Source organism: Tardiphaga sp. 619_E2_N8_4, assembly GCF_051810905.1.
In the GTDB taxonomy this organism is placed as follows: domain Bacteria; phylum Pseudomonadota; class Alphaproteobacteria; order Rhizobiales; family Xanthobacteraceae; genus Tardiphaga; species Tardiphaga robiniae.
Map to the genome: position 1 here is coordinate 2954644 of NZ_JBPWQJ010000001.1, position 14066 is coordinate 2968709.

The 14066-nt window shown below is 61.9% G+C and carries 10 protein-coding genes; 5 read left to right on the plus strand and 5 right to left on the minus strand.

Features of this window, described 5'->3' with window-relative positions; genetic code table 11:
• The first annotated feature begins 9 nt into the window (after positions 1-9).
• Complete coding sequence (locus AB8A23_RS14070; RefSeq protein WP_439059405.1) at positions 10-2325, plus strand: tetratricopeptide repeat protein; 2316 nt, start codon at positions 10-12, stop codon at positions 2323-2325.
• A gap of 82 nt (positions 2326-2407) precedes the next feature.
• Here the strand turns inward: AB8A23_RS14070 and AB8A23_RS14075 are convergent, their stop codons facing one another.
• The 4 genes from AB8A23_RS14075 to AB8A23_RS14090 are packed head-to-tail and all read right to left on the minus strand — an operon-like array spanning position 2408 to position 7075.
• Positions 2408-3487: a BMP family ABC transporter substrate-binding protein gene (locus AB8A23_RS14075; protein WP_439059404.1), complete on the minus strand. Its 1080-nt coding sequence runs from the start codon at positions 3485-3487 to the stop codon at positions 2408-2410.
• 40 nt (positions 3488-3527) lie between these two features.
• Positions 3528-4445: an ABC transporter permease gene (locus AB8A23_RS14080; protein ID WP_439059403.1), complete on the minus strand. Its 918-nt coding sequence runs from the start codon at positions 4443-4445 to the stop codon at positions 3528-3530.
• Positions 4432-5523, minus strand: coding sequence for an ABC transporter permease (locus AB8A23_RS14085; RefSeq protein WP_120291479.1), 1092 nt, complete (start codon positions 5521-5523; stop codon positions 4432-4434). The genes AB8A23_RS14080 and AB8A23_RS14085 overlap by 14 nt, the downstream gene beginning before the upstream one ends.
• A complete protein-coding gene (locus tag AB8A23_RS14090; protein WP_439059402.1) occupies positions 5507-7075 on the minus strand; it encodes an ABC transporter ATP-binding protein in 1569 nt (522 codons plus the stop codon). The genes AB8A23_RS14085 and AB8A23_RS14090 overlap by 17 nt, the downstream gene beginning before the upstream one ends.
• A gap of 592 nt (positions 7076-7667) precedes the next feature.
• Here AB8A23_RS14090 and AB8A23_RS14095 point away from each other — a divergent pair.
• Positions 7668-8714 (plus strand): hypothetical protein, encoded by a 1047-nt coding sequence (locus AB8A23_RS14095; RefSeq protein ID WP_175366613.1) that lies wholly within the window; start codon positions 7668-7670, stop codon positions 8712-8714.
• A gap of 66 nt (positions 8715-8780) precedes the next feature.
• Here AB8A23_RS14095 and AB8A23_RS14100 read toward each other — a convergent pair whose 3' ends face one another.
• The gene (locus AB8A23_RS14100) at positions 8781-9278 is read right to left on the minus strand and encodes a nucleoside deaminase (protein WP_175366612.1); all 498 of its coding nucleotides are present in this window, start codon (positions 9276-9278) and stop codon (positions 8781-8783) included.
• A 152-nt stretch (positions 9279-9430) separates the two neighbouring features.
• Between AB8A23_RS14100 and AB8A23_RS14105 the strand changes: the two genes are divergently transcribed.
• The 3 genes from AB8A23_RS14105 to AB8A23_RS14115 all read left to right on the plus strand — a co-directional run bounded on the left by AB8A23_RS14105 (position 9431) and on the right by AB8A23_RS14115 (position 14048).
• Positions 9431-10690: an allantoate amidohydrolase gene (locus AB8A23_RS14105; protein ID WP_439059401.1), complete on the plus strand. Its 1260-nt coding sequence runs from the start codon at positions 9431-9433 to the stop codon at positions 10688-10690.
• A 4-nt stretch (positions 10691-10694) separates the two neighbouring features.
• Positions 10695-11570, plus strand: coding sequence for a dihydrodipicolinate synthase family protein (locus tag AB8A23_RS14110; RefSeq protein WP_439059400.1), 876 nt, complete (start codon positions 10695-10697; stop codon positions 11568-11570).
• Between the two features lie 150 nt (positions 11571-11720).
• Positions 11721-14048: a xanthine dehydrogenase family protein molybdopterin-binding subunit gene (locus AB8A23_RS14115; protein ID WP_439059399.1), complete on the plus strand. Its 2328-nt coding sequence runs from the start codon at positions 11721-11723 to the stop codon at positions 14046-14048.
• The last annotated feature ends 18 nt before the right edge of the window (positions 14049-14066 follow it).

The window sequence follows — 14066 nt, forward strand, 5'->3', positions numbered from 1 at the left end:
GGCACACTCATGTCGGCACCGGTCGAGTTCAGTTTTCGGGAAGCTATTGCGTTCTTGCAGTCGGGCCGGCTTGAGGATGCGGAGCGAGGACTAAGGAAAGTCCTCCGGCAGCAGCCCAGACACATTGCCACGCTCAACCTCCTGAGCGTCGTTCTCAGCCAGTTGAAACGCCATGCCGAGGCGGAACCATTTATCAAGACGGCTCTTCAGCTCGACGCGTCGTCGGATGCGACTTTCTATAATTACGGTCTCGTTCTGAAGGCATTGAAGCGTCCGGCGGAGGCCTTGCAGCGCTTTGACGGAGCGCTGGCGATCAATCCTGCCGTTGCCGATACCTGGAATGGCCGAGGGACTGTTCTCAACGACCTCAAGCGATACGCCGAAGCCATCATTGCTTTCGACAGGGCCATCGCACTGCGTCCGAACTATGCGGAGGTCATCGTCAACAAGGCAAGTGCCTTGCTCGGGCTCCGACAATATGGTGATGCGTGCGCGACTTACGATCAGGCACTCGCAATCAATTCGCGTCTTGCCGAAGCATGGCTTGGTCGTGGATGGGCGTTCATCGAACTGGCGCGTGAACGGGACGCCGAGGAGGCTTATCGTCATGCGCTGGCGCTGAAGCCGGACTGGTCGGATGCCTTGTGCGCCCTGGCAAGGCTGTTATTGCAGAACGGGGATATCGCACAGGCGCTGCGGCTGTCGTGCCGGGCACTGGCCGTACAGGAGACGTTTGAGACGAAAGCAACGGTGGCTGCTTGCCTGCAGTCGCCGCTGCTTCGGCCCGATGCCGGCGATATCAGATCGATCCTGGAGCGTGCGATCTCCGAGGCGTGGGTGAGGCCGTCCACCCTTGCGCCTGCCTGTGCGACCTTTCTCGTGTTCAGTGATGCATTGAGATCGGGCATGGCGCGGCTTGCCGATCCGGATTTTCGGTCGCAGCCGGCAGAGGCGATACTGGCTTCGTCGGGAATAGCAGCGTTTGCCGGGGATTCACTGCTGCGTGCCGTGCTGCAGGCGACACCCGTGTCGAACCCGTTGCTGGAAAAATTCGCGACCGAGCTTCGCTTCGTTCTTCTGAGCACTGCGCAAGGCCTATCCGGCGCCGCGGTGCCAGCACCCGTGCTGACGCTGTTCTCTGCCGTCGCACGGCAGTGCTTCATCAACAGCTACGTCTTTGCGCTATCCGCAATCGAGGCAGAGCACGTCGAGTCGTTGCGGAGCGACGTTGCTGCCAGACTAGCGTCGGGAGCGTCCGTGTCAGCTTTGTCGCTCCTGGCGATTGCCAGCTATATGCCGCTCCATGCTCTCGCCAATCCGGAGCGTCTTCTCGATCGCCGTTGGCCGGATAGCGTCGGCGCCGTGCTGGATCAGCAGATCCGCGCCTGGCAAGAGGAACGGCGGCTCAGCTCCCTCATGCCGGCCTTGACGCCGGTCGATGACGACGTGTCGTTGCAGGTCCGCAGCCACTATGAGGAGCATCCCTATCCGCAGTGGCTCGCTGCGGAGCCGATTGGTCCATCAACGACGCTCGATGCGTTTCTCTCCGAACAATTTCCTGACTCGTCCTTCATACCCGGTGGCAAGGAGGGATCGGTCAACATCCTGGTGGCTGGTTGCGGCACGGGCCGCTCGGCTATCCACGCGGCACAGAGATTCCGTGACGCGCAGGTCCTCGCCATTGATCTCAGTTTGAAATCGCTGAGTTATGCGCGGCGGCAGACGCGTGCGCTCGGCATCCGCAATCTGCGCCATGCCCATGCCGACATTATGAAGTTGTCGTCGATCGGCCACACGTTCGAGATGATCGAATCGAGCGGTGTGCTGCACCATCTCGCCGATCCATTCGCTGCATGGCGCATATTGGTGTCGCTGTTGAAGCCCGATGGCGTGATGCAGATCGCGCTCTATAGCGAGATCGCCAGACGGGACATCGTCGCCGCGCGCGCATTCATCGCGGAGCGTGGCTATCGGCCCGTACCCGCGGACATTCGTCTCTGCCGGCAGGAATTGCTCGCCTGCGAGGACGGCATGCCGCTCAAGAACGTGACATTGACATCGGATTTCTTCAGCCTGAGCGACTGCCGCGACCTGCTGTTTCACGGGCAGGAACATCGCATGACGCTGCCGCAGATCGAGCGGTTCCTGAAGGATAACGATCTGCGGTTTCTCGGCTTCGATGTCGACGTCGCGACGAAGCGAAAATATCGTCAGCGATTTCCTGCAGACATTGCCATGACCGATCTTGGGTCGTGGCATGTGTTCGAAACCGAGAACCCCTATACGTTCATTTCGATGTATCAGTTCTGGGTTCAGAAGATGTGATGCGTCGGAGCGAATCTCCGACGGTCATCAACGAGATATCCGGACGCTGTCGTCCGGATATCTCGCGAGGGGCCGGCGCCGGTTACTTCCCCGGAATCTTGTCGTCGATCCCCTTCACATAGAAGTTCATCCCGAGCACCTGGCCGGGATCGAGGGCGTCGCCGCCCTTGCATTCCACTTCCTTGCCGTCTTGTCCCATGATTGGGCATTTGAACGGCTTAAGCGTGCCGGCGATGATGGCGGCTTCGGTGTCCATCGCCATCTTCCTCACGTCGTCCGGCATGTTGGTATAGGGCGCCATCACGACCATCTTTTCCTTCAGGCCGGCCCAGGTGTCTTCCGACTTCCAGGTGCCATCGAGGGCCGCCTTGACGCGTTCCACGTAGTACGGACCCCAGTTGTTGGTGACCGCGGTGAGCTGGGTCTTGGGACCGAACTTGATCATGTCGGAGTCCTGGCCGAAGGCGAGCGCGCCGCGTTCGGAGGCGACCTGCATGGCGGCCGGCGAATCCGTGTGCTGCATGATCACGTCGGCGCCCTGATCGAGCAGCGCCTTGGCGGCATCGGCTTCCTTGCCGGGATCGAACCAGGTGTTGACCCAGATGATCTTGATCTTGATGTCCGGATTGATCTTCTGCGCGGCCAGCATGGTGGCATTGATGCCGGAGATCACTTCCGGGATCGGGAACGAGCCGATATAGCCGAGCACGCCCTTCTTCGACATCTTGGCGGCGATCAGGCCCTGGATGTAGCGGCCTTCGAAGAAGCGGCCGGAATAGCTCGACATGTTCTTGTCGCGCTTGAAGCCGGTGGCGTGTTCGAACATCACCTTGGGATTGCGCTTGGCGACTTTCAGCGTCGGATCCATATAGCCGAACGACGTGGTGAAGATGAGCTGATTGCCGGCCCGCGCGAGCTGTTCGATGGAGCGCTCGGAGTCCGGGCCTTCGCTGACGTTTTCGAGATAGGTGGTCTCGATCTTGTCGCCAAATTCCTTGACGATCATCTGGCGGCCGACTTCGTGCTGATAGGTCCAGCCGAAATCGCCGACCGGGCCGATATAGACGAAGCCGACCTTCAGCTTGTCGGCGGCGACGGCTGCACCCAATCCGAGGCCGGTGGCCAGCAGTAGGGCGGCGGCTGCAAGTGCTTTCCTGTTCATACGCGTCTCCTGTTTGCGAGATAGTCTTGCGAGAATGTCTTTAGCGGTCGGGCACGAATACCGTGCCCAATGCGGCCGGCGCCGTGGAGCCGCCGCTGCGGGTGCGCGAGATCAGCACCAGCACGACGACGGTTGCGAGATAGGGCAGTGCGGACATTAGTTGCGAGGGCACGCCGACGCCCCAGCCCTGCGCATGAAGTTGCAAGATCGAGACCGCGCCGAACAGATAGGCGCCGATCACGAGGCGCCCCGGCAGCCATGAGGCGAATACCACCAGCGCCAGCGCGATCCAGCCGCGGCCGGCGGTCATGCCGGGTACGAAGAACGGCGTATAGGCCAGCGGCAGATAGGCGCCGGCCAGTCCCGCGCAGCCGCCGCCGAACATCACGGCGAACATGCGGATCTTGAGCACGGGATAACCGAGCGCATGGGCGGAGACGTGATTGTCGCCGATGGCGCGGAGGACCAGCCCCGCCCGGGTGCGATAGAGGAACCAGGACATTCCGATGATCAGCGCGAGCGAGACGTAGACGAAGGCATCTTCACCGAACAGGATCTTGCCGACGAAGGGGAGCGTGGTCAGGCCGGGAATATACAGACGTGGCGCTGTGCTGACGCGTTCGCCGACAAAGCCGGCACCGATCAGGCCGGACACGCCGATGCCCAGGATGGTCAGCGCGAGACCGGTGGCGACCTGATTGACGGCGAGGCCGAGCGTCATCAGTGCAAACACCAGCGATAGCGCGACGCCGGCGAGAATGCCGCACAGCGCTCCGATGAAGGTCGAGCCGGTGGCCCAGGCGCCGGCAAAGCCGCAGGCGGCGCCGACGATCATCATGCCTTCGACGCCGAGATTGAGCACGCCAGCGCGCTCCACCAGCAACTCGCCAGAGGCGGCGAGCAGCAGCGGTGTCGACGCCGCGAGTACGGCAAGGATGATGGCTTCAAGCAGCTCCATCGGCGACCTTCCGCTGCGGCATGATGAGCTTGATCCGGTACAGGATCAGGCTGTCGCAGGCGAGCACATAGAACAGCAGGATGCCCTGAAACACCTTGGTGATATCGAGTGGGATCTTCATGGCGATCTGCGCTTGCTCCCCGCCGATAAATGTCAGCGCCAGGAAAAGCCCTGCAATTAGTATTCCAACCGGGTTGAGCCGTCCGAGAAATGCAACGATGATCGCGGTGAAGCCATAGCCGGGCGAGATGCCGGGCTGCAGATGACCAACGGGGCCGGCGACCTCGATGATCCCCGCAAGGCCAGCCAGCGCGCCGGATATCGCGAAAGTCAGCAGCACGAGCTGGTTCGACGAGAAGCCGCCGAAGCGCGCCGCCCGCGGTGCCGCGCCAACCACGCGAATTTCAAAGCCCTTGATGGTGCGGCCGAGCAGGACAGCAGCGGCAACAACGATCACCAGCGCGATGACCGCGCCGAGATGCAGCCGTCCACCCTCGAACAGCAGGGGCACGGTGGCGACCGGATCGAATTCGGCCGTGGTCGGGAAGTTGAACCCTTTGGGATCGCGCCACGGGCCGCGGACGAGATAGTCCAGCAGCAGGTCGGCCACATAGACCAGCATCAGGCTGACCAGAATTTCACTGGCGCCGAAGCGCACCTTGCAGAAGGCCGGGATCAACGCATAGAGCGCGCCCGCGATGGCACCGAGCAGCAGCATCGCCGGCAAGACCCAGACGCCGGCATCGGTGCCGTTGGTCTTCACCGCAAGCCAACTGCCCGCCACGGCACCGACGAGGAACTGTCCCTCCGCGCCGATATTCCAGACATTGGCGAGGTAACAAAGCGACAGGCCAATGGCGATCATCACCAAAGGCGCGGCTTTCACCGCGAGCTCCTGCAGCGAATAGGCGTCGGTCAGCGGCGTGATGAAATAGACGTTGAGCGCGGCGATCGGATTCTTGCCGATGATCACGAACAGGATGCTCATGGTCACGATGGTGAGCCCGATGGCGATAACGGGCGATACCAGCGCGATGATGGTCGATCGCTCCGCGCGCTTCTCAAGCACCAACTGCATCGGGCACGTCCTTTGGCGTGAGTGCGCTGCCGCCCATCAGCAGGCCCAGCGTTTCCCTGTCGGCATCCGCCGTCATTAACGGCTCGGACAGACGACCGTGGAACATCACAGCGATGCGGTCGGCGATATCAGCGAGTTCGTCAAGGTCCTGGCTGGTGACGAGGATGGCAGCGCCCGCAGCGGCAAGATCGAGCAGCGCCTGACGGATGACGGCGGCTGCACCCGCATCGACGCCCCATGTCGGCTGGCTGACCACGAGCACGATGGGATTACGCAGAATCTCGCGGCCGACGATGAATTTCTGCAGGTTGCCGCCGGAAAGGCTGGCAGCTTCCGGATCGCGCTTGGCCTTGCGCACGTCGAAACTCGCGGTGGCGCGGTCGACGGTCGCGAGCGTCGCCGCCGTATTGATGAAACCGTTGTGCACCATGCCGGATGCGGCGTGGCCGGTGAGCAGCGCGTTCTCCGACAATCTCATGCGCGGCGCGGTGCCGTGGCCGAGCCGTTCTTCGGGAACGAAGGCCGCGCCAAGCTTGCGGCGCGCGGTAATCGACAGATGTCCGGCGGCGTGGCCGTCGATGACGATGGTGCCGGGATCCTTGGCGAGACGCTCGCCGGAGAGCGCCGCGAAGAACTCGTCCTGCCCATTGCCGGCGACGCCGGCGATGCCAAGGATCTCGCCGCCCTTCAGCTCCAGCGAGATGTTTTTCAGATGCACGCCATGTGGTTCGTCGGGCGCGAGGCTGAGATCGTTGACCACGAGCCGCGGCACGGTGGTTTGCCGATTGGCGGCGGCTTTCACCTGCTTGATCTCGGTGCCGACCATCATGCGCGCCAATGATGCGGCAGTTTCTTCGCGTGGCAGACAGGTCGAGATCTTCTTGCCGCCGCGCAGGATGGTGGCGGTGTCGCAGAGCCGCTTCACCTCGTCGAGCTTGTGGCTGATGTAAAGGATCGCGCGGCCTTCCGACTTCAGGCGCTCCAGCACGACGAAGAGCTGATCGGCCTCCTGCGGCGTCAGCACGGCGGTGGGCTCGTCGAGGATCAGGAATTTCGGATTCTGCATCAGCACACGCACGATCTCGATGCGCTGACGTTCGCCGACCGAGAGCTGCCAGACCTCGCGCTTCGGATCGAGCGGCAGGCCATATTGCTGCGACACCTGTTCGAGCCGCGCCGACATCGCCTTGAAGGATTCCTTGCCGTCGAGACCGAGCGCAACGTTCTCGGCGACGGTCAGATTGTCGAACAGCGAGAAGTGCTGGAACACCATGCCGATGCCGCGGGCGCGCGCATCGTGCGGGCCGGCGAGCACCATCTTCTCGCCCTGCCAGAGCATCTCGCCTTCGCTTGGCTGGATCAGGCCGTCGATGGTTTTGACGAGCGTGGATTTGCCGGCGCCGTTCTCGCCGAGCAGCGCGTGAATTTCCTGCGGACGGATCGCGATGTCGATGGCGTCATTGGCGAGGAAACTGCCATAGCGCTTGGTCAGACCGATGGTCTGCAGAAGCACCGTCCCCGAACGCGCGTGTCCCGATCCCGAATCCAACATTCGCTACTCACGCGTGAAAAGGAGGTTTGCGGCAAGTGTGTGCCGGATTGGAATGCAGCGTAAATCTCGAATAAGCGCCAGCGTCTGCCTTATTTTTGGACTGGATCGCTTTCTTGGGCGATTCCTGTCGACGCAATCGCGTGAGCTCGGGCTTTTCGTTGATTGAATGACGTTTATTCGACTTTCGCATTGTATACTTGGTCTGAAGTGTTGCAGTTCTGGTACATGTGCAACGAATTCGATATCCGGATTTTCTCGTGTGTTGAGAAGTTGGGCAGTGATTTTCTTGCGGTGCAAACACGGAATCACAGTGTGAATTCACCATCGGAGCTTCGTTCGGAAACCTGCGACAGAACGTCGCAAAATACCAATCTTTACAGTCTCTAAGCGCGTGTCTTACACGCGCTCGCATGGTGTCATTTCACCATCCCGAAAACACGATGCTTCAAGCATAAAATACTGATTTCACTGGGCATCCCTGATGAAATCCGTGGCAACTATTGGAAAAAGTTGAGGCTTCTCACTCGGACTGATTGCAACAACTCTCTCGCGAGAGGCACGCAATCATTGTCAACAGGTGGGGGTAATTCCAATGGCCAATCGTTTCCGCGCAATCGCAGCCGCGACGTTGCTGTCGCTAACAGCCATGGTGCCGACAGGCTCGGCAAGCGCCGCCGACATGGCGGCCATGCCGGTCAAGGCAAAGCCGATCCCGGATCTTCCGTTCTTCCTGTTGATCGATAACCGCTTCACCTATGCCTATCAGTGGGGGGCGGTCGATCCCGGCGTGACCAACAAGACCACCAAACAGGTCTTCGCCTTCACCCACTTCGACGTCTGGACCTACGGCACCAACTTCTTCAACATCGGCCTCGAGAAGGCGGGCAAGAGCAGCCCGGCTAATCCGTGCGCCGATCCGCTGCGTCCGATCACGGGCTGCGAAGGCGCAACAGAAATCTACGGCCTGATCCGTAGCACGATCGGCTTCAACGAGGTCTTCAACACCAAGGCCTTCTCGATGGGCCCGCTGCGCAACGTGTCGTTCGTCATCGGTGCGGATGGCAGCACTGAAAACCGGTTCTTCTCCGCATCCAAGCGCGACGTCGTGACCGGTCTGCAATTCGCTTTCGACCTGCCTTACAAGGGCTTCTTCAACGTCAATCCGTTGTTCTATTACGAGTTCGCCAACCGCAGCACCTTTACGCAGTGCGGTTACGCCGGCGCTCCCGGTCAAATCCCGGGCGTCTCGTGCAACATCGACGGCAACCGCCAGTTCAACCCGACCTGGGCCGTTGAACTCAATTACTACATGGATCTCGGCTTCCTGCCGCCGAGCATGGATTATTTCGCGATCAGCGGCCGGGCCGGCTTCTACGGGCCGAAAGGTTCGGAGAACGGCCAGATCATCGGCACGGCAACCAAGATGGAGATCAACGCCGAACCGATCCGTCTGACCTTCGACGCCAGCAAGGCGATCTGGGGACCGAAATACACTCACAATGTCGACGTGTGGGTGGCCTATCGGCTCTGGCGGAACAAGTTCGGCTTGGATGAGAATGCCAGCCTGCCGTGCACCACGTTTGCGCCCGGATCGTGCCGCGAGGACTCGCTCTATTCCGGCGTCACCGTCAAGTTCTGATCTGAGCTGACTTCAATACGAAAACGACGCTGCGTGAATCGCGGCGTCGTTTTCATGTCGACATGACTAGCCCTGTTGCGCCCAGAAATTCTCGTGCTGCACGGCTGCCTCGTCTTCGAGCAGCGGTCCGACGACCTCGATGCTCTTCTGCCCGGCAGCAAAGACATTGCGGCAAGGCAGATCCAGCGTGGGATTCTCCGGATGGTCGCCGGTGATCGCCTTGAGCCTTGCTTCGCCGAGCCCATAAACCAGCCGGCCAATGCCGACCCAATAGATCGCGCCGGCGCACATGGCGCAGGGTTCTGCCGACGAATACAGCGTGAAGGTCTTTAGTTCGCTCTCGTCATAGGCAATCGAGGCTTCGCTGCAGAGCAGCCGTTCGGCATGGGCGGTGCCGTCATGGGACGGCATGAAGGCGTTACCGGCTTCCATCAGGACCTTGCCGTGTGCATCGACCAGGATCGCGCCGAACGGATGGTTGCCGCGCTCCATGGCTTTGCGTGCGGCGTCGAAAGAAAGTCTGAGAAGGGCCTCATCTCTACTCGACGAGTCTTGCCTGGCCATCGGGGCTCCTGTCGTCCGGGTGTCGAAATCTGCTAGCTTCCCGCGAGGTCAAACGCGGATTCGCTTTGCCCTGCTAGCCGCACTAGTATTTACGAGCTGGATCATTCAAGTCCCAGCCGGGCCACTGGTCTGAACAAAGAAGCATGATTGCGATGGAAGAGAAAGTCGTCGGAGCTTCCGGCCAATCGCTCGGCGGCGAGATCGTCGAACGCATCAACGCGCTGGCTGCTATTTCGGAAGCGCCGGACAACATCACGCGAATATTCCTTACACCGGAACATCGTGCTGCCGCCGAACTGATCATCGGCTGGATGCAGGCAGCCGGCATGCGGGCGCGTATCGATGCGATCGGCAATGTCTGCGGACGCTATGAAGGCGACCGGCCCGGTCTGCCGTGCCTAATGCTGGGCTCACATTACGACACCGTCCGCGATGCCGGCCGCTGGGACGGACCGCTCGGGATCATCACGGCGATTTCCTGCGTCGGCGATCTCAACCGTCGCGGCCTTCGTTTGCCCTTCGCCATCGAGATCGCTGCTTTCGCCGACGAGGAGGGCGTACGCTTCGCCTCGACGCTGCTCGGCAGCCGCGCGGTGGCCGGGACGTTTGTCGAGAGCGTGCTCGGCGGCCGCGACAAAGCGGGTATCTCGATGCGCGAGGCGATGATCACCTTCGGCCTCGATCCCGATCACGTCGGCGCCGCAGCGCGCGCGCCCGGCGAATTGCTCGCCTATCTCGAACTGCATATCGAGCAGGGGCCGGTGCTTGAAGCGCAGAAGCTGCCGGTGGGGGTCGTGACTGCCATTTCGGGTGCGACGCGTCTCGCAGTCGAATTGCACGGCATGGCCGGTCATGCCGGCACGGTACCCATGGCGATGCGGCGCGATGCACTGGTGGGCGCCGCCGAATGTATCGTTGCGATCGAGGAGTTCTGCCAGTCGGACCGCGGCGGTCTTGTCGGCACCGTGGGTTATATCAATGCGATGCCGGGTGCGACCAATGTCATTCCCGGGCTGGTATCGTTCACCATGGATATCCGGTCGCCAAAGGATTCCTATCGCAAGCTCGCCATCACCGACATGGTGCGTGAGATCGAGTCGATCGCCAAAGCGCGCAAGCTCGATCTGCAGATCAACATCACCCATGAGAATCGCACGGTGCCGTGTGCGCCCTGGCTGCAGAAGCAGATCGCCGATGCAATTACTGCCGAGGGCTATCGCGCGTTCGAGCTGCCGAGCGGGGCCGGCCATGACGGCATGGCGATGACCGATATTGCCGATGTGGCGATGCTGTTCGTGCGCTGTCGCGGCGGGATCAGCCACAATCCTGCCGAGCATGTGGACGATGCGGATGTCGAGGTCGGTGCGCGCGTGTTGTTGCGCGTGATCGAGAATTTCAAGCCGAAGGCCTGATGCGATGGCAGATTTCCACGGCGTGTTTCCCTATCTCGTCTCGCCTGCTGACGACGAGGGGCGTATCCGCACCGATGTGCTGGGCCGCCTGTGCGGGGATCTCATCAGCGCGGGCGTGCATGGTCTGACGCCGCTCGGCTCGACCGGCGAATTCGCCTATCTCAATCGCGAGCAGCGCAGGACGGTGGTGCAGGCTACGATCGAGGCGGCAGGCGGGCGCGTGCCGGTGGTGGCAGGCGTGGCATCGACCTCGACGGTCGATGCGGTGGCGCAGGCGAAGTCGTATCAGAAGCTCGGCGCCACCGGCATCCTAGCTATTCTCGAAGCGTATTTCCCGCTCAAGGATGCGCAGATCGAATCCTACTTCCGCGCCATCGCCGATGCCGTCGATATTCCCGTGGTGATCTACACCAATCCGCAATTCCAGCGTTCGGATCTGACACTCGACGTCGTGGCGCGGCTCGCTGAACATCCGCGCATTCAGTATATCAAGGATGCCTCCACCAATACCGGCCGGCTGTTGTCGATCATCAACCGCTGCGGCGACAAACTGAAAGTGTTTGCCGCCTCGGCGCATATTCCGTCAGCCGTCATGCTGATCGGCGGCGTCGGCTGGATGGCGGGCCCGGCCTGCGTCGTGCCGAAGCAGAGCGTCGAACTCTACAATCTCTGCAAGGCGCATCGCTGGGACGAAGCCATGGTTCTGCAACGGCGGATGTGGCGTCTCAACGAGGCCTTTGCGCGCTATAATCTGGCCGCCTGCATCAAGACGGGCCTGGCGATCCAGGGCTACGATGTCGGCGATCCCGTAGCGCCGCAGCCGGCTTTGACCGCCGACGAGCGCAAGGTGATCGAGGCCGTTTTGCAGGATGTCGGCTGATCGATGTCGTTGCCGCCAGACGCGCAAACGAGCAGCGCTCATGCACATTCTGTCGCTCAGCCTTGTGCGGCTGGCCTGTTGGCTCACGCGGTCTTTCTGGGCTAGAAACCATACAGCCCGCCCGTAAGGCTCGCCATTGAAGGACGTCTGATGAACATTCTGCCCGGCAATCTGCGCTTCGGCGCCGGTCTTTCTCCCAAGCGCCTTGAAGATCAAAGACTTCTCACCGGGCAGGGCAAATTCATCGACGACAAGCCGGAAGACGGCGCGCTGTGGCTGCATCTGCTGCGCTCGCCGCATGCCCATGCGAAGATCACCGCGATTGACGTGGCCGCCGCCAAGGCGATGCCCGGTGTCGAGGCGATCTACACCGGCGCGGATCTCGTGGCCGACGATGTCGGCACGCTGCCGACGCTGCCGATCTTCAAGCGTCCTGACGGCTCCGCAGCGACCTTTCCGCCGCGCCGGCTGCTCGCGCATGAGGTCGTGCGGTTCGCCGGCGAAGCAGTGGCGGCGATCGTCGCCACGTCGCGCGCCGCTGCCCTGCTCGCGGCCGAAGCGATCGACATCAGCTATGATGTCCTGCCTGCGGTGGTCGATCCCGTCGAGGCGATGAAGCCCGGTGCGGCGGTGGTCTGGCCGGATGCGCCGGACAATATTGTCGCGGCCACCAGCTATGGCGATCCTGCCAAGGTGGAGGCTGCTTTTGCCGCTGCCAAGCATACGGTGTCGCTGGACATCGTGAGTCAGCGTCTCGTGCCATCGGCCATGGAGCCGCGCTCGACCATCGCTGAAGTCGACAAGAAGTCCGGCAAGCTGACCCTGTACGTGCAGTCGCAGACCCCGGCATCGACCCGCGATATCCTTGCCGACGCGGTGCTCAAGCGTCCGAAGGAATCGATCCGCGTGGTGGTGGGCGATATCGGCGGTGGGTTCGGCCAGAAGACGAGCCTGTATCCCGAAGACGGCGTCGTCGCCTATGTAGCCGTGAAGCTGAACAAGACGATCCGCTGGCGCGGCGATCGTACCGACGAATTTGTCGGCGGGACGCATGGTCGCGATCTGACGTCGACGGCAGAACTCGCGCTCGATGCCAAGGGTCGGATCTTGGCGTATCGCGTCCGTTCGATCGGCGGCACTGGTGCCTATATGTCGGCCACCGCTGTCATCATTCCGCTGGTGCTGGGGCCGTTCGTGCAGACCGGCGTCTACGACCTGCAGAACGTGCATTACGATATCAAGGCGGTCATCACGAACACCGCGCCGGTGGGCGCCTATCGCGGTGCCGGACGTCCGGAAGCCGTTTTCATCATCGAGCGTCTGATGGATGCCGCCGCACGGCAGATGGGCATGGATCCGCGCGCCATCCGCAAGGTGAATTACATCAAGCCGACGCAGTTTCCTTACAAGAACGCCGTCGGTCAGACCTATGACAGCGGCGCCTTCGCGCACATGCTCGACCGCGCCACCGAATTGTCGGATTGGGACGGCTTCGCCGCGCGCAAGAAGGCGGCGAAGAAGAAAGGCCTGCTCTACGGCCGCGGGCTCACCAGCTACATCGAATGGACCGGCGGTCCGGGCACCACCGAGAAGGTTCGCCTGCGCGCCACGGCCAATGGCCGCGTCATCCTGCATTCCGGCACCATGGCAATGGGGCAGGGCCTGCAGACCGCCTATTCGCAGCTCGTCTCTGAAGCCCTCGGCATCGGCATCGACAAGATCGATGTGATCCAGGGCGATACCGACGTCATCGTCGGCATGGGTAGTGTCGGTTCGCGTTCGCTGTTCGTTGGCGGCACTGCCGCGGTGGTGTCGGCCGCCGACATGATCGCCAAGGCACGCGAGAAGGCGGCCAACATGCTCGAAGCCTCGGTGGAGGACATCGAGTATTCCGCGGGCTTCCTCACCGTCGTCGGCACCGACAAGCGCGTCGGCCTGTTCGAAATCGCGAAGGCCGAAGATGGCGAACAGCTCAGCGTCGAGTCCACCGGCGTGGCGGACGGCCCGACCTGGCCGAACGGAACGCATATCTGCGAGGTCGAGATCGATCCGGAGACCGGCATCACCAATGTCGTTCGTTACACCACGGTCGACGATGTCGGCGTAGCGGTGAATCCGATGCTGGTGACCGGCCAGATCCACGGCGGCGTGGCGCAGGGCATCGGCCAGGCGCTGTTCGAGAACGTTCATTACGACGAGGATGGCCAGCTCATCACAGCCAGCTATCAGGATTACTGCATTCCGCGCGCGGGTGACCTGCCACCTCTGTCAGTGACATTGGATGGTTCGGCACCCTGCGTCACCAACCCGATCGGCTCGAAGGGCTGCGGCGAATCCGGCGCGATCGGTGGTCCGCCCTGCATCGTCAATGGCGTGCTGGATGCGCTGCAACCACTGGGCATCACGCAGCTCAATACGCCGCTGTCGCCCATCAAGGTGTGGGAAGCAATCAGGAGCGCAAGCGCAACGCATGGCTGAGACCCTGCAGGATGGGTA

Excerpts from the sequence above, each read along its gene's own strand:
- AB8A23_RS14070 (WP_439059405.1), top strand. The coding sequence starts at position 10 with ATGTCGGCACCGGTCGAGTTCAGTTTTCGGGAAGCTATTGCGTTCTTG.
- AB8A23_RS14075 (WP_439059404.1), bottom strand. The coding sequence starts at position 3,487 with ATGAACAGGAAAGCACTTGCAGCCGCCGCCCTACTGCTGGCCACCGGC.
- AB8A23_RS14080 (WP_439059403.1), bottom strand. The coding sequence starts at position 4,445 with ATGGAGCTGCTTGAAGCCATCATCCTTGCCGTACTCGCGGCGTCGACA.
- AB8A23_RS14085 (WP_120291479.1), bottom strand. The coding sequence starts at position 5,523 with ATGCAGTTGGTGCTTGAGAAGCGCGCGGAGCGATCGACCATCATCGCG.
- AB8A23_RS14090 (WP_439059402.1), bottom strand. The coding sequence starts at position 7,075 with ATGTTGGATTCGGGATCGGGACACGCGCGTTCGGGGACGGTGCTTCTG.
- AB8A23_RS14095 (WP_175366613.1), top strand. The coding sequence starts at position 7,668 with ATGGCCAATCGTTTCCGCGCAATCGCAGCCGCGACGTTGCTGTCGCTA.
- AB8A23_RS14100 (WP_175366612.1), bottom strand. The coding sequence starts at position 9,278 with ATGGCCAGGCAAGACTCGTCGAGTAGAGATGAGGCCCTTCTCAGACTT.
- AB8A23_RS14105 (WP_439059401.1), top strand. The coding sequence starts at position 9,431 with ATGGAAGAGAAAGTCGTCGGAGCTTCCGGCCAATCGCTCGGCGGCGAG.
- AB8A23_RS14110 (WP_439059400.1), top strand. The coding sequence starts at position 10,695 with ATGGCAGATTTCCACGGCGTGTTTCCCTATCTCGTCTCGCCTGCTGAC.
- AB8A23_RS14115 (WP_439059399.1), top strand. The coding sequence starts at position 11,721 with ATGAACATTCTGCCCGGCAATCTGCGCTTCGGCGCCGGTCTTTCTCCC.